Annotated in this window: 23 protein-coding genes; 14 read left to right on the top strand and 9 right to left on the bottom strand. The window is 54.6% G+C overall.

All coding sequences use genetic code 11. From position 1 onward, the window contains the following. Positions 1–2: 2 nt before the first annotated feature. Genes hpaD through hpaC form a run of 8 tightly spaced genes read left to right on the top strand, consistent with a single transcriptional unit; the run spans position 3 to position 7,277 of the window. Entirely contained in the window at positions 3–854 is an 852-nt protein-coding gene (gene hpaD / locus J2Y91_RS22770; protein ID WP_133625247.1) for a 3,4-dihydroxyphenylacetate 2,3-dioxygenase, read from the top strand. A gap of 15 nt (positions 855–869) precedes the next feature. Then, positions 870–1,256 carry a tautomerase family protein gene (locus J2Y91_RS22765; protein ID WP_133625248.1) on the top strand — a complete coding sequence of 129 codons (387 nt, stop codon included), beginning with the start codon at positions 870–872 and terminating at the stop codon, positions 1,254–1,256. A 13-nt stretch (positions 1,257–1,269) separates the two neighbouring features. Continuing rightward, positions 1,270–2,073 (top strand): 2-oxo-hept-4-ene-1,7-dioate hydratase, encoded by an 804-nt coding sequence (gene hpaH / locus J2Y91_RS22760; protein ID WP_133625249.1) that lies wholly within the window; start codon positions 1,270–1,272, stop codon positions 2,071–2,073. A gap of 9 nt (positions 2,074–2,082) precedes the next feature. Next, positions 2,083–2,880 carry a 4-hydroxy-2-oxoheptanedioate aldolase gene (gene hpaI, locus J2Y91_RS22755; RefSeq protein ID WP_133625300.1) on the top strand — a complete coding sequence of 266 codons (798 nt, stop codon included), beginning with the start codon at positions 2,083–2,085 and terminating at the stop codon, positions 2,878–2,880. A gap of 16 nt (positions 2,881–2,896) precedes the next feature. After that, entirely contained in the window at positions 2,897–4,237 is a 1,341-nt protein-coding gene (gene hpaX, locus J2Y91_RS22750) for a 4-hydroxyphenylacetate permease (protein WP_133625250.1), read from the top strand. A 28-nt stretch (positions 4,238–4,265) separates the two neighbouring features. Then, a complete protein-coding gene (gene hpaA / locus J2Y91_RS22745; protein WP_133625251.1) occupies positions 4,266–5,144 on the top strand; it encodes a 4-hydroxyphenylacetate catabolism regulatory protein HpaA in 879 nt (292 codons plus the stop codon). 41 nt (positions 5,145–5,185) lie between these two features. Continuing rightward, on the top strand, positions 5,186–6,769 hold the full coding sequence (gene hpaB, locus J2Y91_RS22740; RefSeq protein ID WP_133625252.1) for a 4-hydroxyphenylacetate 3-monooxygenase, oxygenase component: 1,584 nt from the start codon (positions 5,186–5,188) through the stop codon (positions 6,767–6,769). Beyond that, positions 6,759–7,277, top strand: coding sequence for a 4-hydroxyphenylacetate 3-monooxygenase, reductase component (hpaC, locus tag J2Y91_RS22735; protein ID WP_133625253.1), 519 nt, complete (start codon positions 6,759–6,761; stop codon positions 7,275–7,277). Before hpaB ends, hpaC begins: the two co-directional genes overlap by 11 nt. Positions 7,278–7,279: 2 nt before the next feature. Here hpaC and ptrR read toward each other — a convergent pair whose 3' ends face one another. Then, positions 7,280–8,134, bottom strand: coding sequence for a putrescine utilization regulator PtrR (gene ptrR / locus J2Y91_RS22730; protein ID WP_133625254.1), 855 nt, complete (start codon positions 8,132–8,134; stop codon positions 7,280–7,282). Positions 8,135–8,237: 103 nt separating this feature from the next. On the opposite strand from ptrR, the gene J2Y91_RS22725 reads away from it, so the two are divergent. After that, positions 8,238–9,623, top strand: coding sequence for an aldehyde dehydrogenase family protein (locus J2Y91_RS22725; RefSeq protein ID WP_133625255.1), 1,386 nt, complete (start codon positions 8,238–8,240; stop codon positions 9,621–9,623). A gap of 2 nt (positions 9,624–9,625) precedes the next feature. On the opposite strand, the gene J2Y91_RS22720 is transcribed toward J2Y91_RS22725, so the two are convergent. Further along, a complete protein-coding gene (locus J2Y91_RS22720; protein ID WP_133625256.1) occupies positions 9,626–11,407 on the bottom strand; it encodes a sensor domain-containing diguanylate cyclase in 1,782 nt (593 codons plus the stop codon). Between the two features lie 343 nt (positions 11,408–11,750). Here J2Y91_RS22720 and J2Y91_RS22715 point away from each other — a divergent pair, with 343 nt between their 5' ends. Beyond that, positions 11,751–11,960, top strand: coding sequence for a YMGG-like glycine zipper-containing protein (locus J2Y91_RS22715; protein WP_048918560.1), 210 nt, complete (start codon positions 11,751–11,753; stop codon positions 11,958–11,960). A gap of 32 nt (positions 11,961–11,992) precedes the next feature. Here J2Y91_RS22715 and fhuD read toward each other — a convergent pair whose 3' ends face one another. The 5 genes from fhuD to J2Y91_RS22690 form a co-directional block, all read right to left on the bottom strand. Then, positions 11,993–12,913 carry a Fe(3+)-hydroxamate ABC transporter substrate-binding protein FhuD gene (gene fhuD, locus J2Y91_RS22710; RefSeq protein WP_133625257.1) on the bottom strand — a complete coding sequence of 307 codons (921 nt, stop codon included), beginning with the start codon at positions 12,911–12,913 and terminating at the stop codon, positions 11,993–11,995. Then, positions 12,903–15,077, bottom strand: a complete 2,175-nt coding sequence (fhuE, locus tag J2Y91_RS22705; protein WP_253539776.1) for a ferric-rhodotorulic acid/ferric-coprogen receptor FhuE — start codon at positions 15,075–15,077, stop codon at positions 12,903–12,905. Before fhuE ends, fhuD begins: the two co-directional genes overlap by 11 nt. A gap of 274 nt (positions 15,078–15,351) precedes the next feature. After that, positions 15,352–15,852: a thioredoxin family protein gene (locus tag J2Y91_RS22700; protein ID WP_166643227.1), complete on the bottom strand. Its 501-nt coding sequence runs from the start codon at positions 15,850–15,852 to the stop codon at positions 15,352–15,354. 63 nt (positions 15,853–15,915) lie between these two features. Continuing rightward, entirely contained in the window at positions 15,916–16,272 is a 357-nt protein-coding gene (locus J2Y91_RS22695; RefSeq protein WP_048918556.1) for a cupin domain-containing protein, read from the bottom strand. A 190-nt stretch (positions 16,273–16,462) separates the two neighbouring features. After that, positions 16,463–17,755 carry a glycoside hydrolase family 10-like protein gene (locus tag J2Y91_RS22690; RefSeq protein WP_133625259.1) on the bottom strand — a complete coding sequence of 431 codons (1,293 nt, stop codon included), beginning with the start codon at positions 17,753–17,755 and terminating at the stop codon, positions 16,463–16,465. Positions 17,756–17,957: 202 nt separating this feature from the next. On the opposite strand from J2Y91_RS22690, the gene J2Y91_RS22685 reads away from it, so the two are divergent. From J2Y91_RS22685 to J2Y91_RS22670, 4 genes are all read left to right on the top strand, one after another. Further along, positions 17,958–18,350 carry a GtrA family protein gene (locus tag J2Y91_RS22685; protein WP_133625260.1) on the top strand — a complete coding sequence of 131 codons (393 nt, stop codon included), beginning with the start codon at positions 17,958–17,960 and terminating at the stop codon, positions 18,348–18,350. Positions 18,351–18,358: 8 nt separating this feature from the next. Further along, on the top strand, positions 18,359–19,291 hold the full coding sequence (locus J2Y91_RS22680) for a glycosyltransferase family 2 protein (RefSeq protein ID WP_133625261.1): 933 nt from the start codon (positions 18,359–18,361) through the stop codon (positions 19,289–19,291). Next, on the top strand, positions 19,278–20,786 hold the full coding sequence (locus J2Y91_RS22675; RefSeq protein ID WP_133625262.1) for a glucosyltransferase domain-containing protein: 1,509 nt from the start codon (positions 19,278–19,280) through the stop codon (positions 20,784–20,786). The genes J2Y91_RS22680 and J2Y91_RS22675 overlap by 14 nt, the downstream gene beginning before the upstream one ends. 409 nt (positions 20,787–21,195) lie before the next feature. Further along, positions 21,196–21,522 (top strand): hypothetical protein, encoded by a 327-nt coding sequence (locus tag J2Y91_RS22670; protein ID WP_133625263.1) that lies wholly within the window; start codon positions 21,196–21,198, stop codon positions 21,520–21,522. Positions 21,523–21,823: 301 nt separating this feature from the next. Here the strand turns inward: J2Y91_RS22670 and J2Y91_RS22665 are convergent, their stop codons facing one another. Together J2Y91_RS22665 and J2Y91_RS22660 are read right to left on the bottom strand one after the other, a co-directional pair. Then, positions 21,824–22,861: a tyrosine-type recombinase/integrase gene (locus J2Y91_RS22665; protein WP_133625264.1), complete on the bottom strand. Its 1,038-nt coding sequence runs from the start codon at positions 22,859–22,861 to the stop codon at positions 21,824–21,826. A 492-nt stretch (positions 22,862–23,353) separates the two neighbouring features. Next, positions 23,354–26,362 carry a Tn3 family transposase gene (locus J2Y91_RS22660; protein WP_133625265.1) on the bottom strand — a complete coding sequence of 1,003 codons (3,009 nt, stop codon included), beginning with the start codon at positions 26,360–26,362 and terminating at the stop codon, positions 23,354–23,356. Positions 26,363–26,455 lie beyond the last annotated feature (93 nt).

Raw genomic sequence — 26,455 nt, 5'->3', positions numbered from 1 at the left:
TTATGGGAAAACTTGCGCTGGCGGCCAAAATCACCCACGTGCCGTCAATGTATCTCTCCGAGATGCCGGGTAAACACCACGGCTGCCGTCAGGCGGCGATTAATGGCCATCACGAAATCAGCCGCCGCTGCCGCGAGCTGGGGGTCGACACGATGGTGGTGTTTGATTCTCACTGGCTGGTTAACAGTGCCTACCACATCAATTGCAACGCTCACTTTGAAGGGGTCTATACCAGCCACGAACTCCCGCACTTTATCCGGGATATGGCCTACGAATATCAAGGCAATCCCGAGCTGGGCTACATGATCGCTGAGGAAGCGAAGCAGCAGGGAGTGCGCGCTCAGGCGCATGCCATTGAGAGCCTGACGCTGGAGTACGGCACGCTGGTACCGATGCGTTATATGAACAGCGACCGCAAATTCAGGGTGGTGTCGATCTCTGCTTTCTGCACGGTACATGACTTTGCCGACAGTCGCCGTCTGGGTGAGGCGGTACGGCGGGCGGTGGAAAAATATGATGGCACGGTTGCAGTGCTTGCCAGCGGTTCGCTGTCGCACCGTTTTATCGACGATCGGCGTGCGGAAGAGGGCATGAACGCCTGGACGCGTGAGTTTGATGAACAGATGGATAAGCGGGTGATGAAACTGTGGCGCGAAGGGCGATTTGCCGAGTTCTGCCGCATGCTGCCGGAGTACGCTGACTACTGCTACGGCGAGGGCAATATGCATGACACGGTCATGTTGATGGGGCTGCTGGGCTGGGACCACTACCAGAAAAAGGCAGAAATTATCACCGATCTGTTTCCCAGTTCCGGCACCGGGCAGGTTAACGCCATTTTTCCGCTAACGGCCTGATTCAGGGAGAGTGAGATGCCACATTTTATCGTGGAGTGTAGTGACAACATTCGCCAGCAGGCCGAATTGCCGCAGCTGTTCATCCAGGTAAACCGCTATCTGGCCGCCAGCGGACTGTTCCCGCTGGCGGGTATTCGCAGCCGTGCGCACTGGGTGGACTGCTGGCAAATGGCCGATGGCAAACATGATTACGCCTTTGTGCACATGACGCTGAAAATTGGTCACGGTCGCACGGCTGAACAACTGCTGCCGGTGATGAGTGCGCTGTTTGAGCAGATCAAACAGCATTTTTCACCGCTAATGGCGCAGCGCTACCTGGCGCTGTCGCTGGCGGTGGAAGAGCTGCCCGCCACGCTCAATTTTAAGCTGAATAACGTCCATACATTGTTCGACCCGCAGTGAGAAGGAGTCTCGTATGTTAGACCAAAGCGCCGTTAACCGGCTGGCGGCTGAACTGGACAGGGCAGAAAAAGATCGCCAGCAGATCCGCCAGCCCTCGCTGGCCTACCCGGAAATCACGCTGGATGATGCCTATGCCATTCAGCAGCGCTGGATCGGCCATAAAATCGCCGCCGGACGGAGATTAAAAGGCCATAAAATTGGTCTGACTTCGAAGGCGATGCAGGCCAGCTCGCAAATCGATGAGCCGGATTATGGCGCACTGCTTGACGATATGTTTTTCGCCGAGGGCAGTGATATTCCCTTCGACCGTTTTATTGTACCGCGGGTTGAGGTGGAGCTGGCCTTTGTGCTGGGGCAACCGCTGCACGGGCCACACTGCACGCTGTTTGATGTGCTGAATGCTACTGATTATGTCATCCCGGCCCTGGAAATTATCGATGCCCGCTGCCACAACATCGACCCGGACACGCAGCGGCCACGCAAAGTGTTCGACACCATCTCCGATAACGCCGCCAGTGCGGGGGTGGTAATAGGCGGCCGCCCGGTAAAAATAGATGCGCTCGATCTGCGCTGGGTGAGCGCCCTGATGTACCGCAATGGCGTGATTGAAGAGTCCGGTGTGGCAGCCGCAGTGCTTAACCATCCCGCTAACGGCGTCGCATGGCTGGCGAACAAACTTTCTCACCACAATGTGCAGCTGGAGGTGGGGCAGGTGATCCTCAGTGGCTCCTTTACCCGTCCGGTAGCCGCCCGCAGAGGGGATACCTTTCATGTTGATTACGCGGCTCTCGGCGCCATCGGTTGCCGCTTTATCTGAGGAGTCATGATGAACAACCTCTTTAAACAGGCACTCATCCAGCAGACGCCGCAGGCAGGGCTGTGGCTGGGGCTGGCCAACAGCTACAGCGCCGAACTGTTGGCTGGCGCGGGTTTCGACTGGCTGCTGATTGACGGCGAACATGCGCCAAACGATCTGCGCTCGGTGCTCGGGCAGTTACAGGCCATTGCCCCCTATCGCAGCCATCCCGTCGTGCGGCCAGCGTGGAATGACGCGGTGCTGATCAAGCAGCTGCTGGATATTGGCGCGCAGACCTTGCTGATTCCGATGATCCAGAGCGCGCAGGAAGCCCAGAGCGCCGTGCGTGCGTGCCACTATCCACCGCAGGGGATTCGCGGCGTGGGCAGTGCGCTGGCACGTGCCTCGCGCTGGAACCGTATTGGGGATTATCTCCAGCGTGCCGGGGAGCAGATCTGCCTGCTGGTTCAGATTGAAACCCGCCAGGGCGTGGAAAATCTGGCACAGATCCTCGCCGTGGACGGCGTTGATGGTGTGTTTATCGGCCCGGCCGATCTCAGTGCCGATATGGGTTTTGCCGGTAATCCGCGCCACCCGGAAGTGCAGGCAGTGATTGAAAAAGCCATTGTTCTAATCCGCGCGGCGGGTAAAGCACCGGGAATTCTGACGGCTGATGAAATAATGGCTAAGCGTTACCTTGAGCTTGGCGCACTGTTCGTGGCTGTCGGCGTCGATACCACGCTGTTGGCTCGTGCGGCAGAGGCGCTCGCCGCACGCTTTACCTCGCCGGCTGCGCCGGTTATCAGCGCGCCTGACGGCGGTTATTAATCTCCAGGGAGGGGCGATGGCAGCGATTATCCAGCCACAAAGCGGCGCGGCACAGTCCGTACCTGAACAGCGGGCTGTCCGTAAACTGTTCCGTCGTCTGATTGTGTTTCTGTTTCTGCTGTTTGTGTTCTCGTTCCTCGACCGGATCAATATTGGCTTCGCCGGATTGACCATGGGGAAAGACCTCGGTCTGAGCGCTACCATGTTCGGGCTGGCGGCCACGCTATTTTATGTTACCTATGCGATCTGCGCGGTTCCTGCCAACCTGATGCTGGGTCTTATTGGTGCGCGGCGCTGGATCGCCAGCATTATGGTGCTCTGGGGTGTTGCCTCAACCTGCACGCTGTTTGCCAGCGGGGCCTATTCGCTTTATCTGCTGCGTATGGTGGTCGGCATTACCGAGGCAGGCTTTTTGCCCGGCATTCTGGTGTATCTCACCCACTGGTTTCCGCTTCACTACCGGGCGCGTGCCAATGCGCTGTTTATGATTGCCATGCCTGTAACCATGATGCTGGGCTCTCTGCTTTCCGGTTCTATCCTGGCGCTGGATGGCAGGCTGAACCTGCACGGCTGGCAGTGGATGTTTCTGCTGGAGGGGCTTCCGGCTGTTTTTCTCGGGAGCATCACCTGGTTTTTTCTCGATGATACCCCGGCACAGGCGCGCTGGCTGAGTGTGCAAGAGAAGCTGGCGCTGGAAGAGATGCTGCGGCGGGATCGTCAATCGAGTGTGGGGGTAATCACCCAGTCTCTATGGCGCCAGGTCCTGACGCCAGTGGTGCTGATGTATACCCTGGCATACTTTTGCCTTACCAATACCCTCAGCGCTATCAACATATGGACGCCGCAAATCCTGCAAAGCTTTAACCAGCACAGCAGCAATACGGTTATCGGCGTGCTGGCCGCTATCCCCCAGCTATGCACTATTTTAGCCATGGTCTTTTGGAGCCGCCGCTCCGACCGTTTGCAGGAGCGCCGCTGGCATACGCTGCTGCCATATCTGTTTGCCGCAGCGGGATGGTTGTTAGCATCGGCGACCAGCCATCCTCTGTTTCAACTGAGCGGTATTGTCATGGCCTCAATGGGCTCGTTTAGTGCGATGGCGATCTTCTGGACTACCCCCGACAGCGCCATGAGCCTTCAGGTAAGGGCGTTGGCAATCGCGGTGATTAACGCCTTTGGCAACATGGGTTCAGCCGTCAGCCCGCTTTGTATCGGCTTCCTGCGTGACAGAACAGGTAGCTTTAGCAGCGGGTTGTGGTTGGTTGCGGGTCTGCTGGTTATTGGGGCTGCGGTGATCGGGCGCATTCCATTACGCCATGAATCGCGTGCGGCGGGAGACTCAGCCCCACAGCGCTGAGATGTAAATAACTTACGGACAGCATGTTATGGAAAACATCACTATCAGCCAGCAGTACGACCACCGGCAGTATAACGAAGATGTTCACTATGCGGCTTTTGCACGCCTGGCGGGGTTTTTTGTTCGTAATATGCCCTCATACTGGCACAGCTGTTGTTTCCAGCTGCATCATCTGACCAGCGGTGAAATTGAGCTGCAGCTGGACGATCGCCACTATTCACTGCAGGCCCCACTGTTTATCCTCACGCCTCCCACCGTCCCCCACGCATTTATCAGCGAAAAGGAGAGTGACGGACATGTTCTTACCGTTCATCAAGAACTTATCTGGCCGCTGATGCAGACTTTGTGGCCCGGCAGCCGTGAAGCGCTGGAGATCCCGGGGTTCTGCCTGCCGCTGGGCCCAGGCTCAGAAACTCAGCGAGCGCTAGAGGCTCTTTGGCCGCTGCTGGCAAGTGAGTTTGGCCATCAGCAAAACGGCCGTGATACTCAACTGCGCCTGCTGGCACAAAGCGTGTTCATGATGCTGCTGCGGGAGATGGAACGAGGCGAAGGGGCTAATATCAGCGTGCGGGGTGAAATGAAACTGTTGCGGCGTTTCATCCATAGGGTTAACGAGAAATACCCGCAGCATTTGACCGTGCCGGATTATGCCCGCGAGCTAGAAATTAGTGAATCGCGACTAAACGAGCTGTGTCGGCGCCTGGCAAACCAATCGCCCAAACGACTGATTCACGAACGCTTACTACGTGAAGCAAAACGTCTCTTACTGTTCAGCGACAGTAGTGTCCATCAGATTTCCTTGGCGCTGGGTTATAAAGACCCGGCCTATTTCGCCCGTTTTTTTCATCGTCTGGCTGGTTTTTCACCCAGCGAATTCCGTCGCCGCTGGAACCTGTTGCGGCACTGAGCTTAGGTGCAGTTATCCACTCTTAACCCGAGAGGCAATGTATGAAACCCGAAGATCATCGTTCTGCCATCAATCGTCCGTTCACCGGCAGCGAGTATTTGAAAAGCCTGCAGGACGGGCGCGAAATTTTTATCTATGGCCAGAAAGTGAAAGATGTTACCCACCATCCGGCTTTTCGTAATGCTGCCGGGTCGATTGCCATACTCTACGATGCACTCCACGCGCCGGAGAGCCATGACAAGCTGTGCTGGAGCACCGACAGCGGTAACGGCGGCTACACCCATTGTTTCTTCCGCTATGCGCGGTCAGCGCAGGAGATCCGTCAGCAGCGTGATGCGATTGCCGACTGGTCACGCCTTAGCTATGGCTGGATGGGACGTACCCCGGATTATAAAGCGGCTTTTGCCAGCGCGCTCGGCGCCAATCCTGACTTTTACGGCCCTTATGCCGACAACGCGCGCCGCTGGTACAAGCGCATTCAGGAGGCAGGCCTTTACTTTAATCATGCCATCGTCAACCCGCCGATTGACCGCAATAAGCCGGTTGATGAAGTGAAAGATGTTTATGTCAAAGTCGAAAAAGAGACCGATGCGGGGATTATCGTCAGCGGAGCCAAAGTGGTCGCGACCAACTCGGCGCTAACCAACTTTAACTTTATCGGCTTTGGTTCTGCGCAGGTGATGGGGGATAACCCCGATTTTGCCATGATGTTTATTGCCCCGATGGATGCAGACGGCGTGAAGCTGATTTCACGTGCCTCCTACGAGCTCACTTCCGGCGTTACCGGCTCACCGTTTGATTATCCGCTCTCCAGCCGTTTTGACGAAAACGACGCGATTCTGGTGATGGATAAGGTGCTGATCCCCTGGGAGAACGTGCTGGTCTATCGCGATTTCGATCGCTGTCGCCGCTGGTATGCCGAGGGCGGATTTGTGCGGCTGTATCCAATGCAGGCCTGTGTACGGCTGGCGGTGAAGCTTGATTTTATTACCGCACTACTGCAAAAAAGCCTCGAATGTACCGGTACTATCGAGTTTCGCGGCGTGCAGGCGGCGCTGGGGGAAGTGGTCGCCTGGCGCAACCTGTTCTGGTCGCTGAGTGATGCGATGGCGGCGGAAGCCAAACCCTGGATTAACGGCGCCTGGCTGCCAGATTCTCAGGCGATGAACACTTACCGCGTGATGGCGCCAATGGCCTGGGCGAAGATCAAAAACATCATCGAATGTAACGTGGCCAGCGGGTTAATCTATCTGCCCTCCAGCGTGCGCGACCTGCAAAATCCAGAGATTGAACAGTATCTTGCGCGCTTTGTCCGTGGCTCCAACGGCATGGAGCATGAGCAGCGCATCAAAATACTGAAGCTGATGTGGGACGCTACTGGCAGTGAGTTCGCGGGCCGCCATGAGCTGTACGAGATCAACTACGCCGGTAGTCAGGATGAAGTGCGCATGCAGTGTCTGCGCGATGCGCACAGCTCGGGAGCGATGGATGGCATGATGGAGATGGTCGATCGCTGCCTGGCTGACTATGACCGCGATGGCTGGAGAAAGTCGCACCTGCACAGCAACAGCGATATTAACCAGCTTGATCGTCTGCTCAGGGATGGTGGGCACTATGCAGAATGAAAACCAACACCGCTTACATTTTCGTGATGCGATGGCAAATCTGCCCGCGGCGGTTAATATCGTCACCACGCAGGGGGCCGCAGGGCGCTGTGGCATCACTGCGACGGCGGTGTGTCCGCTGACTGATACGCCACCAACGCTGCTGGTGTGTATTAATCTCAACAGCGCGATGAACCCGGTGTTCCTGAAAAATCAGCGTATGTGTATCAATGTACTTAATCCTCAGCAGGAGGAGATGGCGCGCCATTTTGCCGGTATGACTGCAATGACGATGGAAGATCGCTTCCTGCTGGACGGCTGGCAGGAGGGGACATTAGGCCAGCCGGTGCTTATTGAGGCGCTGGCCAGCCTTGAAGGTTTTATCAGCCAGATCAGGGCGCTTGGCACACACCAGCTGTACCTGGTAGAAATCCGTCACATCCGGCTGACGGAAAGCAGTGAGGCAGGATTAATTTATTTTAAACGCCGCTTCCATGCGCTGCCGGGCAGCGCCAGCACGCAGGTTTAGCGTTAACTTTCCAGCAGGCGAGTCATCGCCTGCAAATTATTGGAACGCGTATCTTTGCGCCATACCAGCCAGATGGCAATCTGCCCCATCCCCTCACTTAATGGCCACGCATGCACGTTATCGCGCCCTGGCATATTCTCCAGCATGCTGCGCGGGATCAGCGCCAGACCGGCTCCGGCGCTGACGCAGGCCAGAATGCCGTGATACGACTCCATTTCGAAAATTTTTCCCGGCGCGGCGTTCTCGCGTGAGAACCAGTTTTCAAACAGGCGGCGGTAAGAGCAGTTGGCGCGAAAGGCGTAGATGGTTGACCCGGAGATACTGGTGGCATCCGGTACAGGGGGATGGTTGAGCGCCGAAATCAGCACCATCTCTTCTTCCACCACCGCGACACCTTCCAGCAGCGGGTGCTTCGGCGGGCCGTCGATAAAGGCGGCGGAATACTTCCCGGCCAGCACGCCGTCGGTCATATCGCCGGACGGTCCCGTGGAGAGATCCAGCTCAACCTGCGGCCAGCGCTGGTGATAGCGGGCGATCAGCGGCGGCAGGCGTACGGCAGCAAAGCTCTCGATGGCGCCGAGGGTAAAAATCCCGCCGGGCTGCTGGCCGGAAACGCTGTGCTTTGCTTCGGTCGCCAGCGCCAGAATGCGCCGCGCATAGTCGAGAAAGGTTTTGCCGCTGTCGGTGATGTACAGGCGCAGCTTTTCGCGGCGAAACAGCTCACACTCCAGCTCCTCTTCCAGCTGCTTTAAGCGCGTTGAGATATTGGAAGGCACGCGATGCAGCTTCTCTGCCGCCGCCGTAACGCTGCCCTCTTCAGCGATAGTGCGGAAGATTTCCAGCTGGGTCAGATCCATATCATTCTCTTTTTGAGTAAGTAACTTTCTTTATTATTCATTTTTAAAGAATCTACGGCAACTCTATGATTGATGCCATTGTGAACAACTTAAGGCGGCAATCATGACTCAGGTTTCCTCAAACGCAGCGATTTCTCGTAACCCAACCAGCGGTGAAGTCTTTGCCCGCTATCCATTTGCCACAGCGAAGGACGTTGACAGCGCGCTGGCACAGACTAATAACGCCTTTCAGGCCTGGCGCAGCAGCGCGATGATCAGCCGCGTACAGCTGCTCAACGCAATTGCCGGCGGCCTGCGTCAGCAGGCGCGCGCGCTGGCTGAGATGATGACCAGTGAAATGGGCAAACCGATTGACCAGGGGCTGGCCGAAGTTGAAAAGAGCGCAAAGCTGTGTGAATGGTATGGCGAACACGGCCCTGCCTACCTTGAGCGTGAACCGACGCTGGTCGAAGGCAATAAGGCCTTTGTTGACTATTTGCCGCTCGGCCCGGTGCTGTCGGTGATGCCGTGGAACTTTCCTGTGTGGCAGGTGTTACGCGGAGCGGTGCCAATTATGCTGGCAGGCAATAGTTACCTGCTGAAACCGGCTCCGAACGTCATGGGCTGTGCGCTGCTGCTGCAACAGATCCTGCAGGATGCTGGCGTGCCGGAAGGGCTGTTTGCCGTGGTCAACGCTGACAACGACGGCGTGGCGCAGGCGATTAACGATCGTCGTATTGCTGCCGTGACAGTGACCGGGAGCGTGCGTGCCGGTGCGGCAATTGCCGCGCTGTCCGGTGCGGCAATCAAAAAATGCGTGCTGGAACTGGGCGGTTCCGATGCGTTTATCGTGCTGGCCGATGCCGACATTGATGCCGCAGTTAAAGGAGCAATTGCCGGGCGCTTTATGAACAACGGCCAGCTGTGTATTTCGGCCAAGCGCATCATTGTGGAAGCGGCGGTCTTCGACCAGTTCTGCGAGAAATTTGTCACTACAGTTAAAGCAATGAAAATCGGCGACCCGCGTGAAGCCGGCGTATGGATTGGCCCGATGGCGCGCTACGATCTGCGCGACGAGCTTGACTCACAGGTGCAGGCGACGCTGAAAGAGGGCGCAACGCTGCTGCTGGGTGGCCATGTACTGCCGGGGGAAGGTAACTACTATGCCCCCACGGTGCTGAGCAACGTGAAGCCGGGTATGACCAGCTTCGATCAGGAGCTGTTTGGTCCCGTTGCCTCGCTGATTATGGCGGATGATGCCGATCATGCGGTAGCGATGGCGAATGACTCTGAGTTCGGCCTTGGCGGCAGCCTGTGGAGCAAGGACTTGTCCCGCGCTCAGCAGCTGGCATCACGCATCGAAACCGGCGGCGTGTTTATCAACTCGCCGAGCTTCTCTGACCCGCGCGTGCCGATTGGCGGCGTGAAGAAAAGTGGTTTTGGTCGCGAACTGTCGCACTTCGGCCTGCGTGAGTTCACCAACACGCAGACCGTGTGGATCGAGTCCTGATCTTAGCTGGCCTGCGGGTAATAGCGGCTGAGCCAGCTCTCCAGGCCTTCCGGTATCAGCGGGCGTGAGTAATAAAAACCCTGGATTTCATCGCAGCCTAATCGCTGCAGTGATGCCAGGGTTTGCAGATCCTCCACCCCTTCGGCCAGCACCACATACTCCAGCTCTTTCAGCATGGTGATCACGTGGCGGGCTATCACCTCGCTGGCCGGATCGTGCGACAGCTGCTGGATCAGCGAACGGTCGAGCTTGATAACGTCAACCGGGATGCGGCGCAGCGTGTTGATGTTGCTGTAACCGGATCCGAAATCATCCAGCGCGATGCGAAAGCCGCGTAGCTTCAGCATATCCAGCCCGCGCCGCGCCTCGGCGCTCTCCAGCACCTGCTCGGTTTCCAGACATTCAAGATTGAGATCTTCAGCCTGCAATCCTGCACGCAGTAGCTTCTCTTCCAGCTTATTGGCGAAGTCCGGGCGCGAAAAATCGCTGACGCACAGATTTACCGACGCCGGTAGGTTCAGCCCTTTACTCCGCCACAGTTTGAGCTGCGCCAGCGTATGGTCTAACACCCAGTCGGTCAGCTCCTCCATTAGGTTGGTTTGTGCAGCCAGAGGGATAAATTCGTCAGGCGGAATATTGCCGTAAAGCGGATGATCCCAGCGCAGCAGCGTTTCCAGTCCGACGGGTTTGCCGTTGCGCAGCGAGATTTGTGGCTGATAGACCAGATAAAGCCCCGGCGTGCCGCGTAGCGCTGCGGCCAGGTCGTTTAGCAGGCGGAAGCTCTGATTTCTGCGCCCATCGCTATCGGCGTTATACGCCATATAGTTCTGCTTCAGGCTGATGGCTTCATGCAGTGCACTGACTGCGCGGCGCAACACTTCCGAAACTTGCGAATCGACCGGAACAAAGCTGACTTCCCCGAGATACGGTTTGGCATCAACCGTAATATTATCGAAAATCTGTGCGCGAATGCCGCCGAGGCGCTGGCTGAGCTCACGTCCACTGGGTGCGTCGGGCTTGTCGCTCAGCAGGGCAAAGCGGCCCAGTGCAACGGTGTACAGCACATCATCACTGTCCAAACGCAGGCGGGTGCGCAGCGTGGCTGCCATCTCTTTGAGCAGGGTTTCCACCGCATTCATTCCTACCGAACGGGCGATCTCATAGGCGCGCGGCATATCAATGCAGTCAATCAGCGTCAGATTATGCGGTTCGCTATTGCCCGCCTGCTGCAGCAGTTCAATATCCTTCAGCAGCCGCTGGCGGTTAGGCAGCTGCGTGACGACATCCTGATAGCCGGTGATATACCAGGCATCGAGGTAGCCCACCACCAGGCCTGCTAGCAGTGCCAGCAGCGCGGCTTTGTCTGCGCTGAAGGCATGCGGCTGGGTATCCGTGACGCACAGCGTGCCGATGATGATGCCTTCACGGTTGCGCAGCGGGGCGCCGGCATAGAAACGGATAAAGGGCGCGCCAAGCGTCAGAGGATGCGCGCTGAAGCGTGGATCAAGATGCGTATCAGCACAAACCAGCACGTCATCCAGCTCCAGCGTGTGGCGGCAGAACGCATCCTGCAGCGAGGTCTGTTTCAGATCGAAGTTGCAGGCCGCTTTAATGTACTGGTTTTCATCGTCCAGAACCGATACGAAGCCGCCCGGGATTTCCAGCAGTTCGCTGGCCAGCTGGCTGAATTTTTTTAAAATATCATCGCGCGCCACATCCTCGGATTTCAACATCTCCAGGGCAGCCAGACGTTTGGCATCGTCGCTACTAAAAGTCCCGCTCATGATTACGCTTCACATTAAGAGTTGTTGGCCCAAAGCGCAGCCAGATGAGATCGAGTATCGGCAAGCGAAGGAAAGTCTTTATTGATAACTTGATGAAATTATTTAATCAACGAATTTTTCACGCCCTTTACGCCGGGAGTATCACAAAATTAACGCCGGGCGATCGCTAAACAGGTAACCAACAAAAGCTGGTACTGAAATAGGATTTTTTACCTGTCGCAAAACTGGGATAAGCAGTAAATTTCCTGCGCCGGGGAGAGGGCACGACCCCGTCTTCTGGCACCAGAAAAATCATAATTAACACTTTTACCTTCCATTAATTCTAATGGTGATGAGGTCTTGAATGCTTTTAAAACGCAGCTGTACTGTTGCCGTTGTTCTGCTGGTCACGTTTTCACTGACGGCGTGTGGCATGTCTCATCGTGGCAGGAATACCGCTATCGGCGCCGGTGTCGGTGCGGTGGGTGGCGCAGTGCTGACCGGCGGTAGCACCTGGGGAACCCTGGGCGGTGCGGCGATCGGTGGCGTTATCGGCCACGAAGTCAGTCGTTAATCAATAACGCTATCCGTCTTTGCCGGATAGCGTTAGTTTTGCCAGATTCTGTCCAGCTGTTGCAGCATATGAGTGAAGCGCAGAGCCGCCAGGGTTGAGCCAAATATCCAGATAGCCGGAACCGTTCGCAGCGACCTCTGGCGCACAAAAGGAAGAGCCTGCCACAGCGGCGAAGCGCTGACGCGGCTGCGCAAGCCTTCATCTCCATGATCGAGACACACCGCCCGCAGTGCTGGCAGCTTTGCCAGATGCTCAATTCCCACCGTTGCCGTTCCCCAGAAACTGTCCTGCTGCTGCCAGGCATTCTCTATGCCCAGCTGCTGCATCACGTTGCCGAACAGGCTGCGTTTACCGAGGATCACCACGTGGCGTTCATCGAGCAGTGTAAAAACCAGCAGCGGCTGTTGGCGCCAGGCTACCAGCTGGTCGCGGGCCTGCGCCAGCTGTTGGTCAAACCACGCCAGATGTGTTCTGGCTTCTGCCATTTTCCCTAAGCGCTCAGCCAGCCCCAGCAATCCGCTGCGCACTTTAGCCAGGGGCTGGCCTTCCTCATCAATAAAAGCTAACTCCATCGTCGGGGCGATCTTCTGCAATTGCTGCGCGTGCGGCCCGTAACCCTGCGAATAAACAATCAGGTCCGGTTTAAGCTGCGCCATAAATTCGAGGTTAGGCTCTGAACGCAGCCCGATGTCGAGCACGCTGGCGGGCAGGGCGGGTTCCTTCACCCACAGGCGATACTCGTGGGTATCCGCTGCGGCAATTGGCAGCACGCCAAGGGCAAACAGCATCTCCAACGGCAGCCATTCGAGGGCGATAATGCGCGGCTCTGGCAGCGCAGCGCGGGCGGGTAATCCCGTCAGCCAGGGGGCCAGCGCCAGCGCGATCAATAGCTGCCGCCGCCGATGGTCAATCTCCCCGGCAGTGAACCGGGGGAAGCGCTTATCAGAAAGCATAGGTGAGGCTGACAGAGTAGTTACGCGGTTCGCCGTACAGCGTATAGTCGCTGGCCCAGGCATAGTAACTGCGGTCAAACAGGTTGTTGATGTTGGCCTGCACTGCCACCTGCTTCGTTGCCTGATAGCGGGCAAACAGGTTAGCCAGCGGATAGCTGCTCTGATAGACACGCTGGGTTTCCCCGTCCGGCCCGGTAGCATCCTGGTAGGTGCGGTTCTGCCAGTTGATGCCGCCACCGACTGTCAGGTCGCGCAGCATCGGCAACTGGTAGCGGCTGAATAGCTTGAACGAAGTCTGCGGCATATTGCTGTTGTAACGGCCGCTCTCTGTTTTGGCCACATAGCGCGTGGCGCCAAAGGTCATCTGCAGGTTATCGGTTAACGCGCCGTTGAGTTCAAACTCTGCGCCTTTGCTTACGGCCCCTCGCGTGCTGATATACGCCTGTTCGCTGCTGCCGTTAACGAAGTTGCTGCCGTCGGTTTGCGCAGCATTTTCCTGCTCAATGCGGAATACCGCCACCGTTGCCGTCAGGCGGCCATCCATCCACGCGGATTTCAGTCCGGTTTCATAACTTTTTCCGTTAACCGGGTCGAGGTAGCGACCGTCTCTGTTGCGATAGGTTTGCGGCTGGAAGATGGAGGTGTAGCTGGCGTAGGCGGACCAGCTTTCGTTGATGTCATACACCAGCCCACCGTAAGGAGTGATGTTGTTTTTAGTCACGTCACCACTGCTGCCGTTAGTGCTCCACTGGGTATAGCGCGCGCCGAGGATCAGCGACAGGGGATCGGCCAGTGAGAAACGGGCGGCGCTATAAGCCGATTTCTGGCGCACCACGTCGTCAGCATTCTGATACCAGTCTCCCCACTCAGGTTCGGCCACGTTGCCGCTCCATGCATCGTTGAAGCTGCCCATCTGGCTGCTGTCGAGGGCGCCGTCGGCACTGTAGGTGGCATTGTGCTGGCGGCTGTAGCTGACCCCGGCCATCATCTGATGCTGGCGGCCGAACAGTTCGAATGGCCCGCTGGCGTAAGTATCGATTGAATCCAGCTTTCGCTTACCGCGATCAAGGCTGCCAAAGCCCGAGGTGCCTTGCCCGGTGACCACGTCCGGGAAATCCATCACGTAGAGCAGCTTGTCGTTGAAAGTTTGTTCGGCGTGCGTGGCATTGACGCGGAAATTCCAGCCGTTATTGAAATCGTGCGTTACGTTTGCAAACACCTTACGTGAATCGAGGCTGTAACGTGCCCAGTCGGCCGCCGGATTGGTACTGCGGTCATAGCCAGTGCGTGAGCCGTTGCTGTACCAGGTTGGCAACCCGCCCCAGGTCGGATTGCCTGTATTGCTCTGCTGATAATCGTAGCCCAGCGATACGGTGCTGTTATCGGTTACGTCAGCATCGATTACGCCATAAAGGAATTTTTTGCTTTTGTGGTAGCGGTCCAGCGAGCTGTCCTGATCCTGATAACCCGCTATCACGCGTCCACGCACGCTGCCAGCCTCGTTCAGCGGACCGGAAACGTCCGCAACGTAACGCTGCTTATTCCAGCTGCCGTAGCTGGAGCTGAGGTTGCCGGTAAATTCTTTACTGTCGGCGTGCTTGCGCACCATATTGACCGACGCCGCCGGGCTACCCGCGCCAGTCATCAGCCCGGTGGAACCGCGCACTATCTCGATGCGGTCATAAATCGCCGTATCTTCCCCGGCATCGCCATAGTTCCAGTTATCGCTGGCGGAAGTCGGGATATCGTCGAATGTGTAGTTGGTTATCTGGAATCCACGGGCGAAGTAGGCCGAGCGTTCACTGTCGATAATTTCGGCGGAGACGCCGGTAGTATTATTCAGCACGTCACCCACTGATTGCAGATCTTGATCCTGCATGCGCTGCCCGGTCACGACGCTGACCGACTGCGGCACATCGCGCGGCGTCAGCAGCATTTTGGTGCCTGCGCGCGTAGTTTTAACGCTGTAGTCCTGCTGCTCATCGGCGGCATTATCAACTGTGGCATCGACCACCAGATCGGGCTGGGCGACAGCCGTTTCCTCACTGGCGGCCTGCGCCGGATGAAGCAATGAGTTGATCGCCAGTGCCAGCAGCGAGACGGCAAAAGTTGTCGCCATGTACGGCATGCGCCGTGCATTGTTTTCCCTGAAATTAAAAGACATCATCGTTCCCCACGCGGAAGCATTATTTTTTTGGTATGGCGTTTATTGGCGGCGTGCCCATTTTGGCGACATTAAATCTCGCTAGCATGGAAATCGCAATGCAGATGATAATCATTTTCTTTAAGATTATCATTGTAAAATTTTTGTCAGCATGAGTGGCAGAGTATTACTTTTCACTATTTACAGTGACTTATGAGGAGTTACAGCGAAAAAGAAGCGGGTTGAAGGGAAGGCAAACCCGGCGCCGCGTTGGACGGGCCGGGACAGGAAATGATTAGTTTTGACGCATAATGCTGACAATCTCTTCAAGCGTATCGGCCAGACGCTCGCCGCGCCTGTAGGCGAGCAGGGCCTCTTCACCGCCGCTTTGTAGCGACTTTGGCCGCTCGACAAACGCACCCAGTGGGGAAAGCTGTGCATCCAGCACTGCGGCAAACGGGATGCGTACTTTATCCAGACTGAACTGCTGTTTGAACAGTGACTCTGACTGATCGCGGGTGATCACGGCCAGCTGAGCATCAGGATAGCGCTCGCACAGCGCGTTAATTGCCGGCATATTGCGCTGGCAGTCCGGGCACCACATCTCTGCGGCCGCCAGGATCACGAATTTTCCTGAGAGCGCCGCGATATCCGCGGTGGTTTCCTGACTGAGAAAGTCCGGTCGAGTGGTTTTCTCCTGCTCAATCCGCAGCTGCGCGATCTCCTGCGCTGTCCCCTGGCTGACGAACTCTTCATAGCCAACGCTGTTCTCAATGAGGGTGTTGAAATCTGCCACGCTATTTCTCCTATCCGGTATTGCGAAATGATTCACGAATAATAGCAGGAGTGGGGGCAGAAATTAGCTCGCATCAAAAATGACGTAGAGTTTGCGCATCTGCGTGTCGACCACCCAGGTACCTGCGGTGTTCGCTTCGAAGAAAAAGGAATCGCCAGCTTTGAAGGTCAACGTCTCTTCGCCGTCCGGCGTGAAGGAACCGCTGCCGGCGAGAAAGTGCATTATCTCGGCTTGCTTCACCGAGCGGCGATAGCTGCCGGCGCTGCACTCGAAAATACCGGTATCAATATCTTCTTTTCCCGGGATCACTTTCTGAATACCCGACAGCTGAATTGGCGACGTTTCCGGCAGACCGTCAACGCTACCCCAGGGTTCTAACACTTCTATAGCCGCTGGCTGTTCAATCTTTTGTACTTTCATTGGACTTTCCCTTTAGTGAATGTGATACAGCGAGCGTAACCTGATAAAAATTTCAGGGTTTTACTTGCTACGGTTACTCAGCATAAGAGAAGCACCAAATAGATTGGCGGGATTATTAGCCGCCGGTTAACACATTTGTGTGTTAATCGGCGTGCCTCTGGCAGAAACTTTTGCGGCCTGACTTTGCCATCTATTCGCCCCAGCGTTCTCTGAGGTAGTTAACCGCCTCCTGCGTCTGCATCTGGTTTAGGTAGTTTTCCCGGAACAGGATGGTGCCGTTGATTTGCGGCACAGCTTCGTTCAGGTCGAGCTGTTTTTTTAGCTCGGGCACGCCGCCGCCAATCATCCAGTCAGGTTCATTTTTTGACGGCTCACCCACTTTATACAGCGCGATGCCAATGTAGAGGCGGGTATGAGTCGGCTTGACCACATCCGCCCACCATTTTGCCAGCACGTCATAGCGTGCCGCCTGGCGGGCAAAGGGCCAGTAGAGCTGCGGGGCGATATAGTCCAGCAGCCCCTGCTGCACCCAGCGGCGAGTATCGGCATAGGCTTCATCGTATGCCGCCGCGCCGCGCGTGTCGGAGCCGGCCGCATCGTGCGAAAGGTTGCGCCATACCCCCGCCGGACTGACGCCAAACTCTACGTCAGGCTTCAGCTGTTTGATGGTGCGTGATACCTGTTCGATCAGCTGCTGGGTGTTGTGCCGCCGCCAGTCCGCTTTGCTGGCAAAGCCCTGACCATAGGTCCGGAAGGTCTGAGAGTCGTTGAGCATTGAACCCGCGGATTCTGCATAGAAATAGTCATCGAACTGCACGCCGTCAACGGGATAACGCGCCACCACTTCGGCCACGATGCTGGTGATCCAGTCACGCGCCTCCGGGATGCCAGGGTCCAGCACAAAGCGGTCACCGGCGGTGCGGATCCACTCTTTATGCAGCACGTAAACGCTGGCCGGATGCAGCGACAGCGTGCGGTTTAACTCAGCAACGGTGGACGCTTTGGTGTTCACCGCCACGCGATAAGGGTTGAGCCAGGCGTGGACTTTCATACCGCGCTTGTGAGCTTCATCCAGCATAAACTGCAGCGGGTCGTAGCCAGGATCCTTGCCAATCTCGCCCGTCAGCATATCGGACCACGGCAGTATTTTGGATGCCCACAGCGCAGTGCCGTCCGGTTTCACCTGGAAAAACACGGTGTTGACACCGAGACTTTTCATCTTATCCAGCTTATCGGTCAGCGATTTCTGCTGTTGGCTGATGCGCGCGGCGGCACTGCTGGCATTGACTGAGGCCACCGGCGGCCAGTCAAGGCGGGAAACGGTTGCCAACCAGACACCTCTTAACGGCGGCTGACCCTGCTGCGGTTCCACCGGCAATGGCTTTGTGACCACCGGGAAAGGAGTAACCAGCGACTTTGGCGGTTGCGAAGAGCAGCTGACCAGCAGCAGGAGAGCTACGCAGGCTGTGCTAACTGTCTTCATGCTGGATAACGATGGCAAGCGGCGAGGGCGGGTGATGGTGTGCTCCGGTTCATTACGGTGGTGATGAGATAGCGAACATTCTCTTATTATCCAAAATTAAGTCAATGCTTTAGCTATAGACATATTCCGCGGCGAATGATGAGATTCCCCGCTATGCTTGTGTATCACCAGTTTTGCCAGCGACTGTTCCTGAGGAATATCGATGGGTAATAAGGGCATTTCTGCAGGTACCGTTTACGGTATTCCAATCACCTTTATCCGCTATGGCTTAACCGGGGGGCTTAATACCCTGGTGCACTGGCTGGTGTTTTTCACCGGCTATAGCCTGTTTCATTTTAATCAGGCCAGCGCCAACGCAGTCGCCTTTGCCTGCGCGGTAACGGTGAGCTTTTTTATTAACGCCCGCTGGACGTTCAGTAGCCCTGTGTCGCTTAAGCGCTATCTATTGTGGGTCAGCTTTATGGCGTTTTTCGCTCTCTTTACCGGCTGGTGTGGGGACTTAATGGTGCTCAATCCCTTCCTTACGCTGATAATTTTTTCTGCGTTAAGTCTGGTGATCGGTTTCTTTTTTGCCAACCGTTTCGTTTTCAGGTGAGGATCGGAATGCTGATATCTCTGGTGGTGCCCGTGTGGAATGAGGATGAGGCCGTACCGGTTTTTTACCGCGCGCTGGATATCCTCGGCGATCTGCAGCTGGAACTTATATTTGTTAATGACGGCAGTAGTGACAGCACCGCCGAGGTGATTGAGCGACTGATAGCCAACGATGAGAGGCTGGTGCTGGTTAATTTGCGTCGTAATTTCGGCAAAGAAGCCGCTCTGCTGGCGGGATTTAATTATTCTACTGGCGATGCCGTTATTCCGCTGGACGTTGATATGCAGGACCCCATAGAGCTTATTCCCGAGCTGGTCACCATCTGGCAGCAGAAGGGGGTGGATATGGTACTGGCGCGGCGCAGCGATCGGAGTGCTGATTCCTTCCTGAAACGTATCTCCTCGCGCTGGTATTACAAAATGCATAACGTGTTAGCGCGCGAGAAGATTGAAGAGAACGTTGGCGATTTTCGCCTGTTATCGCGCAATACGGTTGATGCGATCTGTTCACTTCCCGAGCACACCGTGTTTATGAAAGGCATGATGCCGTGGGTGGGGGGCAAGACCGCTATTCTGGACTATGCCAGGATGCCGCGCGTGGTGGGTAAAACGAAATTCAACGGCTGGAGCTTGTGGAATTTCGCCCTTGACGGTATTACCTCATTTTCCACACTGCCACTCCGCGTGTGGACCTATATAGGCGGCGTCGTCGCTGTTATTTCTCTGCTTTATGGTATCTGGATTGTGCTATCAAAATTTATCTGGGGTAATGCGGTTGCCGGCTATTCTTCGCTGATGACGGTCATGCTGTTCCTCGGCGGTGTGCAGCTGATTGGCATTGGTATTCTCGGTGAATATATCGGTCGCATGTATACCGAGAGTAAGAACAGGCCGCGTTATATTATTGAGAGCGTGCTGAGGAAGAAAAATGACGGCCAGTGAGATTCAGCCCGTTTCCCGTTTACGGCAGATAGTCTTTACCTTCGTGATAGCGCTGCTGGCGACCCTGCCGGTCTGGACCAGCAAACTTTATTACCGTGACGATCTGTACCGGATATTTAATGGCAGCACCTCGGCGTGGCTGTCCAATGGCCGGCCAATGACCTGGCTGCTGCAGTCGATGCTATCGTTCAGCAGCAACCTTAGTGATATCTCACCGCTTAATTTGTTTATCGGTCTGCTGGCGCTGAGCATTGCCTCGGTGATCTATATCGAGAAGCTGCGCATCCCACTCACCGGCTATTGGGCGCTGATACCCCCCCTGTTCATCATCCTTAACCCTTTTCTGGTGCAGTGCCTGCTTTACGCCTATGACAGTCTGACCATCCTGCTTGCCTTCGCCATTGCGATGGTGGCCAGCCTGAAGCTGAGGCCGGGCGGGTTGCAGCAGCTCATTCTTGACGTGCTGCTTTTGCTGATGGTTCTGACACTGTATCAGTCCGGCTTAAACCTGTTTATTGGCTGCGTGGCGTTACTGGTTGTATGCCGCATTGTTCAACATCTACCCGTCTGGCAATGGCTTGGCGTTAAGATATTCGCGCTGCTGATCGCTGTGCTGATCTATAAATACGGCATCAGCGGCCCCCTGATTGATAAAGCGGATATATACAGCATGCAGCATAATCAGCTGCTGACTCCCGGGCCGGGCGCGCTGCATATTCTGACTGAAAGCATCAGACGTTATTACTCGCTGTTTTTCAGCGCTTACCCTGGGTGGCGAGCCGGGTTTGTTTGGGGGCCTGTTCTGTTTGCTGCCGTCGGCCTTGGCATTACTGGAATCCGGTTAAAGCAGCAGCAAAGGTTCAATGTCTCCACTCTGCTGCTGCTGTCAACAACACTACCAGTGGCCATTGCATCCGTTGCCGGACTCTCGCTTATGCTGGCCAGCCCGGTTTTTGTTCCGCGCATGCTGGCAGCCTGGGGAGTGACTTTGCTGTTCTGCTTTTATATCAGCGTTCAGGTATGGCCTGCATTGAGGCGGTGGTTAGCTGGGCTGAGCGGGGTTCTGCTGCTGTACCATCTGGTGGTGATGCTGGCCTGCTTTAACACGGTGGTCAACAGCCAGCGCTACGAGTTTAGCGTGATGGCTCAAATTAAAAGTGACTTCTACCGACTGCCCGCACGCAGCATTGATAGCATGGCATTTATCGGTCAATTAGATGATGCGCCTGAGGTGCGAACTAATATCAAAAATCTCCCCCTGATTAACAACATACGCATGAAAATGCTGGGCGAGTCAGAACCCTGGATTTGGCAGGCGCTAATCGCCCATGCCGACTTACCGTTAAAATCAATCAGAGCGAATGAGCTGATTCGGGCGGAAAAGCCGCGTAACTATCTTACTCAGGGGCCCGAGTATGACGCCTATGTTGTCAACAGTACCCTGGTGATTGATTTCCGTAAGTCAGGTGGGGTGGTGGAGGCTGATGCTCAGTAGGCTGGATAGCATGTCAGTGCAAAGAAAAGGATGAATATGCCATATAAATTATACGAGATAATCTATTAACGATATCTTCCCAGATAATCCGGAGTAATAGATAACAGGGATATTAGTTACAACACACACGATACTGTTCCAGTTTTCTGTGTAAACCTCAGCTCCATAGAAACGGTAAGCTTCCAGCTCCCCACTGCAAAGCCCCGGAACTGTGTGGCTCTAAAATGGGTGTTGTAACTAAATATCAGTGGGGCTGTGAGCATGGCGGCTGCGCCGCGTCCCGACGCCCCTTACCCGATGAGTTATTTGCTACACCAGCTGTGGCCTTCATGCGCAAACGCGCATAAAAGACTAAAATCCTGCGTGAAGGTGCCGATAGTTAAATCATTCTTGATAATCAGAGGCATCTATGAAATTACAGACACTCTTGGCAGGTTTGGTTTTTCTCACGTTCACAGGCGTATCCAGTGCAGCAGAGCAGCAAAGTGACTGGGTAGCCGTTCCCGGATCACACGACAGGGATTTCCGCATTTACTGTTATGAAGGAGAAAAACTTGTAATGGGTGTTTTTCCTCGTGGTGGAACGTCCAATTATCAGGTCGCCAGAGATATCTTTATCAGAACCCTCGCCGATGGCAGGTCTGTACTAACCTTCCAGAGGGGTTTCATATCAGCTGATACGCCAACAACGTTTATTCCATCGGTAAATACCCGCTGCGAGATGTCTGCTAAATAGCCGATATCTTCGCCCCCATCATGCCGGTTTGCGCACCCGGAGGTGAACGAACTGCACAGGATTGCAGGCATGATGGCCGACTTCTGGGTGCAGCTTGGCTGCTCCTGGACAGTACTTTAAGGCTACAATTTTCCAGTGATTTCTACCGGATCCACGGCTGCATAGGGATTGAAATTGGATGAATACTGGCTAGAGATAATTACCTGGAACTTGATCCCGCAGAAGCAGTTAAGCCGCTGACAATTGACGACAAACGCATTTAAGTGTGAGTTATACCTAATATTAAAATATAAATAATCACTTAAATTACACCGTCATCTTCTTCCATCAGTGCAACCATTGCGCCTTTATGCGCTTCAACCATACGTATATAGCGCATCACAGTCTGGGTTTGAGTCCAGGTGCCTTCCTGCATAATCTGGGCGAGTGGAACGCCCTTTCTGGCCATATCCTGTGCGGCCCCCACGCGCGCACTGTGTCCGCTCCAGCCTGCGTAACGTCCCTTGTTGGTTTTCACATGCTCTTTTTCGCAGATCGCTTTTCGGGCGCGACAAAAGATATCTTCAAGACTCGGCGCACTCATAGGGGCCGTAGTCACATTGACAATCTTATTAGAACGGTGGATAGGGCAGAACAGCACCGCATCAGGTTCGTCGTTCAGTCCGGCGGCGTCAATCCATTCTGTTAAACGCTGAGATGAGCGAGCACTCAGCGCTTTAACAATGCCACCAGAATGAAGAATGGTTTTAGTCCAACCGACATCAAGGATGATTCGGCCGTCCTCAGTTCGGTTAATATCTCTCACTCGCAGGCGCGACATCTCGCTCATTCGAAGAAGTGTACTATATGCCACATGCAAAAATGCCAAATCACGTTTCAGCTGCAGGCGAGGTGAAGCTTGCCATATTTTATCAAGCCGATTGAGGTCTACCCTGCAGAAGGGTACCGCCTGGCCAGTACGTTCACCGGATGATACTGCCTTACGGTTAATTTTCTTCCTGGCACGCACCACAACGGGCGAGACGTTAGGGGGAATGAAGCCGGCGTTACGGTGTAACATAGAAATTAGAGCTGCATGCGTTGAAATCGTAGATGCTGCCCGGCCAGCATTCTGCAGATGCAGCAGATAATCCTGTAGATCTTCCGCCAACATCGGCAGGAATGAACGATGGTTTTCTTGTGCCCAGCGCCAACATACCCGCATGACGCTGAGGAGCTGTTTCCACGTGTTAGACGAGAATGCCTCTCGCTGGTTAACGAAGGAGGCGAGTCTTTGCGAAATGTCTTCATCCATTGATGTCAGCAAGTTGGGGCTGCTGAAGCCGGCAATCTGAGTCATATTGGTCAGTATTCATCCAGCCAGAGATTGGCAACGCTACGTGAAATCTGAATAATTCGCAGGGGTATCGTTCTCAAAATTTTACGTAGCGATGCCGATATTTTAATCATTTATAAAGCGGGCATTCCGCCAGCCGCCTTCTAAGCAGGATCTGGCCCAGATCCACATGATACAGGGATTCATTTCTCATGTCTGGCCTTATATAATCTTAATTATATAAGGTTAGGATATTATCTTTCGGGATGCGAATTTTTAAAGTGATTATTAATGGCTTACTGCGAAGGGTATGAATCAAAAGGGTTAAGTAATGAGGTCAAAGTTGCTGGATGTGCAGAGGGGGGGTAATTTAACATAAGATGTATTATGTGTACTAATTATGTAGTGGCTAAATTAAGATGTCCGCCTCTGGCTATATTGAGATGTCCGCTTTATCGTCCTTTTCCAGGGTTTCTCGGCTGAGGGGTTCGAGGTCCAATGATGTAAAAAACCACGCTAAGAGTTTAATTCATTGTTTGTATTGAAATTTAACGGTCTTAACTCGCCCTTCAGAATATCTTCCGGTAACGAAAACGTATAATGCCCCAGCATATTTATATGGCCATGTATCAGCGGCGATAATCTTGCCAGATGCTCCTCTTCAGGTGTTTCCCCCGATTTGCGAAGATGTGACAACGCCTCCTGCATGTAAAGTGTGTTCCACAGCACAACCGCATTGGTCACCAGACCCAGAGCACCGAGTTGATCTTCCTGCCCTTCACGGTAGCGTTTTCTAATTTCACCACGTTGTCCGTAGCAAATGGCTCGAGCCACTGCATGGCGTCCTTCTCCCCGGTTGAGCTGAGTGAGGATCCGACGCCGGTAATCCTCATCATCGATATAGTTGAGAAGATACAACGTCTTGTTGACCCGGCCCACTTCCATAATCGCCTGAGCCAGACCAGATGGTCGGCTACTTTTCAACAGTGAACGAATAAGCTCTGATGCATGGATGGTCCCAAGCTTCAGTGAGCCCGCCATTCGCATCATTTCATCCCATTGGGATTCTATTTTTGACAGTTCAACACATCCCCGGGCCAGCTCATTCAGGGCACCATAATGTGCCGTTTTATCTGCCCGCCAGAATATCGCCCCGCCTGCATCGGCCAGACGAGGGGAAAACTGGTAGCCCAGTAACCAGAACAGGCCAAAAATGATATCGCTGGATCCTGCCGTGTCCGTCATAATTTCTACCGGATTCAGCCCGGTCTGCTGCTCCAGAAGCCCTTCCAGTACAAAGATGGAATCACGAAGCGTACCGGGAACCACAATGCCATGGAAACCGGAGTACTGATCGGAGACGAAGTTGTACCAGGTGATACCGCGTCCTGAACCAAAGTATTTACGATTTGGTCCGGAATTAACCGTTTTAACCGGTGTGACAAAACGCATACCATCTGCGGAGGCAACCTCACCACCTCCCCAGTACCCCGCGAGCGGCAGCGTGGACTGAAAATCAACCAGCCGTGCATTAGCGCTGACCAGCGTTTCTGCCCTGAGATAATTTTGTTTAACCCAGCTCAGACGATGGCGAGTAAGCGCGGGAATATTATGCTTTATCAGGGGTTCATGCCCTATATTGCAGGCTTCTGCCAGCAGTGTTGCGCACAGACTGACCTGGAGATCCTGCGCCCGAGCACCTGATTCACTGACGTGGCTGAATTCGCGGGTAAAACCGGTTCGGGCATCTATTTCAAGCAACAGCTCAGTCAGATCAACCGGAGGGATCAGTTCTCTTACCCGACGATTCAATTGTATCAGTGCCGGTGGCTCATCCAGTTTATCCAGATTGCTAATCGTCAGTGAGGGATGCTTACCTTCATTGCTTATGCTGACCGCTGCGTTGCAGGCAAAACGTGAAGCCACTGATTTCCATGTGTCATCAAGCCGCGTAGCCAGTTGTTCTGCTGCTTTAGTTCCGTCTGATGGATGACCCAGCGCCCGACATACCGGGATGCGTTGTGCCTGCCATTCAGCTCCCTGAAGCAATTTTTGACGCGGGTCCCCCCACCGGTCACTGTTCTCCAGCCAGAGATCACGACGGCGCAAAGAATCCTGAAGGCGCTCGAGAAGGCACAACGAGTAACCCGCTCGTAGAATCCTACCATCTCTGTCGTAGACCAGACGTTTCCAGGGGCCGGAAATGATTTGCTCTGGTGCATCGTCGAGAATTCGCTTTTTTGAGCCACTCAGTTCGGCCAGATAATGGATTGCTGACAACGTGTGCTCCCCGGCTGGGGCGGCCTGAAAGTGTAAGTCACGCAACATCGCGGACAGGAAGCGCTTCACCCGTCCATATTGTTCCACCATTTCATTCTGAAAATGAGTATCTTGCGGGCGCGCCAGCTCATTTACCTTGCCGACGGATTCAGCCAGTTTGTCCTTTGGTATGCGGCGAAAAATAGCCTGCCGCAGAGCTGCTTCATCGGTGTTCTCATCAAGTAATAACGTGCATGCCCGTGCCAGTAATAGCGCGGCACGATCAAGATCTTTTAGGGTTCTGAGCCGCTTTTTCTGCCCGATATTTTTTGCAGAACGCGTGATATCCAGAATAAGCATATCCAGCACATCCACGGCCTCGTCAAGCGCCGAAATTTCCTGTGCTTTCACAAACGCAGTAAGCACGGCCAGTCGCCGTTCGTCAGGCATTCTTGAAATGTATTTCACCGAAGCCATTCCGGCATAACGGGCCAAATTCCGCAGCTGGATGGCAGGCAGACCGGAGAAATTCAGCCGGGAAAACTCCATGCTACGCAGTCGGGTATATCGCTCCAGGGCGTCTGTAAATGACGGCCCACTGATAGTGACAGGACCTTTTCGCATCTCCTCCAGCACCGATATACGCTGCCCTTCAGGTATTTCAAGTAAACCGTCCAGTTGTGTTTTCTGCCAGCTGTCAGGCAACAAAGCCAGCCTTCGCCATAATCGTCGACTTGCCCGTTCGCGTACTTCGCCAATCAGCCTTGTCAGAGTCGAGGCTGCGGGTAGCAGGATCTTATTTTGCAGCAACCATGCGGTAGCAAAATCAAACAGCAGACCTGGACGCTCATTGCTGAGCCAGGCGCGAGTATAGAGCAAACGCTTCAGTCTGAATGACCAGGGGAAATCACCAAAATCATGATAATCATAATAGAGCTTGATAAGCCCCTGATGCTCCCAGCGGGTATTTTCTCTTTCTGCATACCGGGAAAGGATCTCTGGTCGGCTGATGTTCAACTGTGCCGCAATGTAAAAACGGATGAATGAGGGAATTTGAAGGGGATCAGGAAGAAACGTTCCCAGAAAGCGCGCCGTAGTCAGCTGAAGTGCAATCCCCAGCCGGTTATGTTTTCCCCGTCGCTGATTAATAAAAGCAAGGTCACGCTCATCCAGATGAAAATACCGAGCCAGCTGAACCTCATTTGGGTCTGCCACATAGCGACCGTAGTTTTCTGTCTGTTCGCTGGTAAGAAAGTCATCACTCATTGCGCATCCTTTCGTAAACGGGAGTTCTGTTCTTTTTTTTACCATCTCAAATATTATAAGTTTTGATACCTCTCAAAACGACTTCAAACATGA

The sequence above is a fragment of the Erwinia aphidicola genome (assembly GCF_024169515.1).
GTDB lineage: Bacteria > Pseudomonadota > Gammaproteobacteria > Enterobacterales > Enterobacteriaceae > Erwinia > Erwinia aphidicola.
This window is presented reverse-complemented; position numbering and strand designations above follow the sequence as displayed.

Bases quoted from the DNA above. Each gene is read 5' to 3' on its own strand.
- hpaD (WP_133625247.1), top strand. From the start codon at position 3: ATGGGAAAACTTGCGCTGGCGGCCAAAATCACCCACGTGCCGTCAATG.
- J2Y91_RS22765 (WP_133625248.1), top strand. From the start codon at position 870: ATGCCACATTTTATCGTGGAGTGTAGTGACAACATTCGCCAGCAGGCC.
- hpaH (WP_133625249.1), top strand. From the start codon at position 1,270: ATGTTAGACCAAAGCGCCGTTAACCGGCTGGCGGCTGAACTGGACAGG.
- hpaI (WP_133625300.1), top strand. From the start codon at position 2,083: ATGAACAACCTCTTTAAACAGGCACTCATCCAGCAGACGCCGCAGGCA.
- hpaX (WP_133625250.1), top strand. From the start codon at position 2,897: ATGGCAGCGATTATCCAGCCACAAAGCGGCGCGGCACAGTCCGTACCT.
- hpaA (WP_133625251.1), top strand. From the start codon at position 4,266: ATGGAAAACATCACTATCAGCCAGCAGTACGACCACCGGCAGTATAAC.
- hpaB (WP_133625252.1), top strand. From the start codon at position 5,186: ATGAAACCCGAAGATCATCGTTCTGCCATCAATCGTCCGTTCACCGGC.
- hpaC (WP_133625253.1), top strand. From the start codon at position 6,759: ATGCAGAATGAAAACCAACACCGCTTACATTTTCGTGATGCGATGGCA.
- ptrR (WP_133625254.1), bottom strand. From the start codon at position 8,134: ATGGATCTGACCCAGCTGGAAATCTTCCGCACTATCGCTGAAGAGGGC.
- J2Y91_RS22725 (WP_133625255.1), top strand. From the start codon at position 8,238: ATGACTCAGGTTTCCTCAAACGCAGCGATTTCTCGTAACCCAACCAGC.
- J2Y91_RS22720 (WP_133625256.1), bottom strand. From the start codon at position 11,407: ATGAGCGGGACTTTTAGTAGCGACGATGCCAAACGTCTGGCTGCCCTG.
- J2Y91_RS22715 (WP_048918560.1), top strand. From the start codon at position 11,751: ATGCTTTTAAAACGCAGCTGTACTGTTGCCGTTGTTCTGCTGGTCACG.
- fhuD (WP_133625257.1), bottom strand. From the start codon at position 12,913: ATGCTTTCTGATAAGCGCTTCCCCCGGTTCACTGCCGGGGAGATTGAC.
- fhuE (WP_253539776.1), bottom strand. From the start codon at position 15,077: ATGTCTTTTAATTTCAGGGAAAACAATGCACGGCGCATGCCGTACATG.
- J2Y91_RS22695 (WP_048918556.1), bottom strand. From the start codon at position 16,272: ATGAAAGTACAAAAGATTGAACAGCCAGCGGCTATAGAAGTGTTAGAA.
- J2Y91_RS22690 (WP_133625259.1), bottom strand. From the start codon at position 17,755: ATGAAGACAGTTAGCACAGCCTGCGTAGCTCTCCTGCTGCTGGTCAGC.
- J2Y91_RS22685 (WP_133625260.1), top strand. From the start codon at position 17,958: ATGGGTAATAAGGGCATTTCTGCAGGTACCGTTTACGGTATTCCAATC.
- J2Y91_RS22680 (WP_133625261.1), top strand. From the start codon at position 18,359: ATGCTGATATCTCTGGTGGTGCCCGTGTGGAATGAGGATGAGGCCGTA.
- J2Y91_RS22675 (WP_133625262.1), top strand. From the start codon at position 19,278: ATGACGGCCAGTGAGATTCAGCCCGTTTCCCGTTTACGGCAGATAGTC.
- J2Y91_RS22670 (WP_133625263.1), top strand. From the start codon at position 21,196: ATGAAATTACAGACACTCTTGGCAGGTTTGGTTTTTCTCACGTTCACA.
- J2Y91_RS22665 (WP_133625264.1), bottom strand. From the start codon at position 22,861: ATGACTCAGATTGCCGGCTTCAGCAGCCCCAACTTGCTGACATCAATG.
- J2Y91_RS22660 (WP_133625265.1), bottom strand. From the start codon at position 26,362: ATGAGTGATGACTTTCTTACCAGCGAACAGACAGAAAACTACGGTCGC.